The 4,536-nt window shown below is 71.7% G+C and carries 2 protein-coding genes, 1 tRNA gene and 1 rRNA gene; 1 reads left to right on the top strand and 3 read right to left on the bottom strand.

The window, feature by feature from the left end:
• A partial coding sequence (locus ACFY8W_RS35470; protein ID WP_385435742.1) for a HAMP domain-containing protein occupies positions 1-1,256 on the bottom strand: 1,256 nt, incomplete at its 3' end.
• Between the two features lie 370 nt (positions 1,257-1,626).
• On the opposite strand from ACFY8W_RS35470, the gene ACFY8W_RS35465 reads away from it, so the two are divergent.
• Entirely contained in the window at positions 1,627-4,254 is a 2,628-nt protein-coding gene (locus ACFY8W_RS35465; protein ID WP_391114655.1) for a SpoIIE family protein phosphatase, read from the top strand.
• A gap of 111 nt (positions 4,255-4,365) precedes the next feature.
• Here the strand turns inward: ACFY8W_RS35465 and ACFY8W_RS35460 are convergent.
• Both ACFY8W_RS35460 and rrf read right to left on the bottom strand, forming a co-directional pair.
• A tRNA-Thr gene (locus ACFY8W_RS35460) sits at positions 4,366-4,438 on the bottom strand.
• A gap of 5 nt (positions 4,439-4,443) precedes the next feature.
• A 5S ribosomal RNA gene (rrf, locus tag ACFY8W_RS35455) occupies positions 4,444-4,536 on the bottom strand; the annotation flags it as partial.

Genomic DNA, 4,536 nt, shown 5'->3' with positions numbered 1-4,536 from the left:
GTCACCTGCGCGATGTCCCGCACCTGCGTGGTGATGTTCCGGAAGACGGTGTTGACCGAGTCCGTCAGGTCCTTCCACGTACCCGCCGCACCCGGCACCTGCGCCTGACCGCCGAGCAGACCCTGCGCGCCGACCTCGCCGGACACACGGGTCACCTCGTCCGCGAAGGTCCGCAGCGTCTCCGTCATCTGGTTGATGGTGTCCGCGAGCTGGGCGATCTCGCCGCGCGCCGACACCCGCACCTTCTGCGACAGGTCGCCGTTGGCGACCGCCGTGGTGACCTCGGCGATACCCCTCACCTGATTGGTGAGATTTCCCGCCATCGTGTTGACGGAGTCCGTGAGGTCCTTCCACACACCGGCGACCCCGGCCACCTCGGCCTGACCGCCCAGCTCGCCCTCCGTGCCCACCTCACGGGCCACGCGGGTCACCTCGGACGAGAACGACGACAGCTGGTCCACCATGCGGTTGACGGTGTTCTTCAGCTCCAGCATCTCGCCGGCCACGTTCGCCGTGACCTTCTGCGACAGATCACCGTTGGCCACCGCCGTCGTGACCAGCGCGATGTCCCGCACCTGCGCCGTCAGCCGGTTCGCCATGGTGTTGACCGAGTCCGTGAGGTCCTTCCACGAACCGGACATTCCACGCACCTGCGCCTGACCGCCCAGGATGCCCTCCGTGCCCACCTCCAAGGCGACCCGGGTCACCTCGTCCGCGAACACCGACAGCTGGTCGACCAGGTTGTTCACGGTCCGCGCGACCTTCAGGAACTCCCCGCGCAGCGGCCGCGTCGACCCGTCGCCGCCCTCCGAGCGCAGCTCCATCCGCTGCCCCAGATCGCCCTCGGCCACCGCCGAAAGCACCCGGCCGACCTCCGACACGGGCCGCGCCAGCTCGTCGACCAGCGCGTTCGCCGCCTCGATCGTCGCCGCCCAGGAACCCTCCGCCGCCCCGGCCTCCAGCCGCTCCGACAGCTTGCCCTCGCGGCCCACCACCCGGCGCACCCGCGCGAACTCCCCGGTCAGATGCGACTGCCGGTCCGCGACCTCGTTGAAGACGGCCGCGATCTCGGCCATCACCCCGTCCCCGGACACGGTCAGCCGCTTGCGGAAGTTCCCGTCCCGCATCGACACCAGAGCGGCCAGCAACCGCTGCAGCGCCGCCGCGTCCACCTGCACCGTGCCCCCGCCCCGGGACCGGCCGCCGCCCTTCGGCCGCGAACCGCCACCGCGCCGCGTCGTCGTGCCAGACTCCACCGTGTCCCTCCCGAAGGGGTCGACCGTTCTGCTCGGGTTCTCGGGGAGAGCTTCCCCAGTGTTCCACCATGGCGCACCCCACAGCTGGCCCACGACCGTAACCCACAACCCTCACGATTCGTTACGGCGAGGGGCAGGGCTTGTCCTTCGCCGGGCTGCGTCCGGCGAGAAGCGGGCCTCAGGGCCGAGCCGAGTCACAACAGTTCGGCAGCTCCATCGCAGCTCGTGCGCCGACCTGAGACGCGAGATGCGTCACCTCGGTGTTCAGGGGTGCCCCTCTCTGGGGATACCCCTGAACACCGAGTCAGCGACCCCACTACCCTGTATGTCCGAGCCAGGGAACGGGCGCGTCAGCAGGGGGCACCGGCACATGGGGAGTTCAGTGATCACCGCGCGGGCGGCTGCCACCTTCGAACCCGTCGGGCGGTCCGTCGCGACCGCCCGCGCCTTCGTCAGGGACACCCTCCAGGGCTGGGGATACGGCGAGGTCGTCGACGACGCCGTCGTCCTCACCAGCGAACTCGTCACCAACGCCGTGATCCACGCCGGCACCGCCGCCGACGTCCTCTGCCTCCGCGGCGACGACGGCGTCCGCATCGAGGTCGCCGACCGCTACCCCGAGCGCGAGATCCCCCTCCAGCAGGCCCGCACCATGGGCAGCCCCGACCGCGAGAACGGCCGGGGCCTCCTGCTCTGCGCCGCCCTCGCCACCCGCTGGGGCGTCGACTACAGCCCCACCCGCAAGCACGTCTGGTTCCACCTCGACCTCCCCGAACGCCCCGTCGGCACCCGCTCCGCAGGCCCCGTCCTGCCCGACCCGCTCCTCCCCCTCGCCGACAGCCGGGTCCGCGTCGCCGTCGTCCAGATCGACGGCTCCGGCGCCATCTCCGCCTGGAACGAGGACGCCGAGGAACTCTTCGGGTACGGCTCCGAGCAGGTCACCGGCAAACCCCTCGGCGACCTCGCCGCCTGGCCCCACACGCCCGGCATCGGCACCGGTCTCGCCGAGGCCCTCCGCCTCTCCCGCTGGGAGGGCAGCTACGGCATCCGCTGCGCAGACGGCCGCGTCATCCCCGTCTACGCCTCGCACCTCCGCGTCCGCGACGCCCAGGGCGAACCCTCCACCGTCTGCCTCCTCGTACGGGAGTACGAGCGCGCCGTCCTCCAGACCCCGCAGCGCCCCACCGCCTCCGAGCCCGGCACCGACAACCGCGGCGGCGCCACCGACCCCTTCGAGGTCTTCATCGGCTCGCCCGCCCCTGACGACCTCGACGGCCTCCTCCAGCGCACGGTGGAACGCGCCCGCGACATGCTCGACGGCGACTCCGCCTTCCTCCTCCTCGCCACCGACGACGAGACCGAACTCGAGGTACGGGCCACCACGGGCCTGCCCTCCGCCCGCCAGCGCTTCGCCCGCGTCCCCGTCGAGACCGGCGCCAGCCGCTACGGCTCCGCCCGCATGCCCGCCGTCCACGAGGACCTCGCCGCCGTCCCCGGCGCCGTACCGCTCCTCGAAGGCACCGGCATGCGCTCGGTGGTGACGGTCCCCCTGAAGGTCGAGGGCCGCCTCACCGGCTCCCTCGGCGTCGCAGCCGAAGGCGCCAACCGCTACTCCAACGAGGAGGCCCTGCGCCTCCAGTTCGCCGCCGACCGCATCGCCCTGGCCGTGGAATCCGCGCGCCTCGGCGAACTCGAACGGCTCCGCCGCGGCTCCCTCAGCTTCCTCGTCGAGGCCTCCGACCTCCTGGCCGGCACCCTCGACCGCGACCAGACCCTGGCCCTCATGGCCCAGATGACGGTCCCCACCCTGGCCACCTGGTGCGCCGTCTACACGATCGCCGACCAGGCCTCCGACCCGTACCTCTCCTACGTCCTCCACGAGGACGAGGACCTCATCGACGGCCTGAAGGAACTGCTCTCCTCCATCGATCCGCCGGACCCGGTACCGACCCCGGGCGCCCGCGTCTGGACCGCTCCCGGCGACGCCGCCCACCGCGCCGCGCTCAGCGCCTCCATGCGCGAACTCGGCGGCCCCGGAAGCCCGGTGTCCTCCGGTATCAACAGCGCGCTCGCCACCGCGGGCGCCGTCGGCGGCGAGACCGTGGTCCTCCCGCTCGTCGCCCGCAACCGCGTCATCGGCATGCTCACCCTGGGCAAGCCCACCGACGACCACTTCCGCCAGGAGATCCTGGAACTCGCCGAGGACCTGTCCCGACGGGCCGCCCTCGCCCTGGACAACGCCCGCCTCTACTCCGAGCGCATGGCCATCAGCCGCTCGCTCCAGCGGAGCCTCCTGCCGCCCGGCCTCCCCGACATCCCGGGAGTCGAGGTCGACGTCATCTACCGCGCGGCCGGCGAGGGCAACGAGGTCGGCGGAGACTTCTACGACCTCTTCCCCATCCGCGACGGCTCGTACGGCTTCGCCATCGGCGACGTCTGCGGCACGGGCCCGGAGGCCGCCGCGGTCACCGGCCTGGCCCGCCACGCCCTGCGCCTCCTCGCCCGGGAGGGCTTCGGCGGCCCCGCCGTCCTGGAGCGCCTGAACGCGGCGATCCTCGACGAGGGCGCCCGCAGCCGCTTCCTCACCCTCCTGTACGGCGAGCTGCGCCCGCAGGAGGACGGCTCGGCCGTCCTGAAGGTCGTCTGCGCCGGCCACCCGCTGCCGCTCCGGCTCAGCCAGGACGGCACGGTCCGCCCGGCCGCCGACCCGCAGCCGCTCCTCGGTGTCATGGACGACCTGGAGCTGTACGAGCAGACGGTCACCCTGGACCCGGGTGACGTCCTGCTCTGCGTCACGGACGGCGTGACCGAGCGCCGCGAAGGCACCCGGATGCTGGGCGACGACGGCCTCACCGAGGTCCTCAGGTCCTGTACGGGCCTGACGGCCGGCGCCATCACCTCACGGGTCCTGCGCGCGGTGGAGCGCTTCGCCCAGGAGCCGGCATCCGACGACATGGCGATCCTGGCACTCCGCATCCCGGAGCCGCACCACTCCTGACAGCGGAAAGAGCCGGTCCCCCTGGGGGCCGGCTCCTTCTCATGGATCCAGGGAACACTGAAGGGGAAACGCAAAAAAGGCCCCCGCCTATTGGCGGGGGCCTTTTCTCTGAGCCCTTTAACGGAATCGAACCGTTGACCTTCTCCTTACCATGGAGACGCTCTGCCGACTGAGCTAAAAGGGCGGGTTGTTCGGCGGCGTCCTACTCTCCCACAGGGTCCCCCCTGCAGTACCATCGGCGCTGAAAGGCTTAGCTTCCGGGTTCGGAATGTAACCGGGCGT

It is taken from the genome of Streptomyces sp. NPDC012637, assembly GCF_042954805.1.
In the GTDB taxonomy this organism is placed as follows: domain Bacteria; phylum Actinomycetota; class Actinomycetes; order Streptomycetales; family Streptomycetaceae; genus Streptomyces.
The sequence above is the reverse complement of the archived record's forward strand: the minus strand, read 5'-3'. Positions and strand labels throughout refer to the sequence as shown.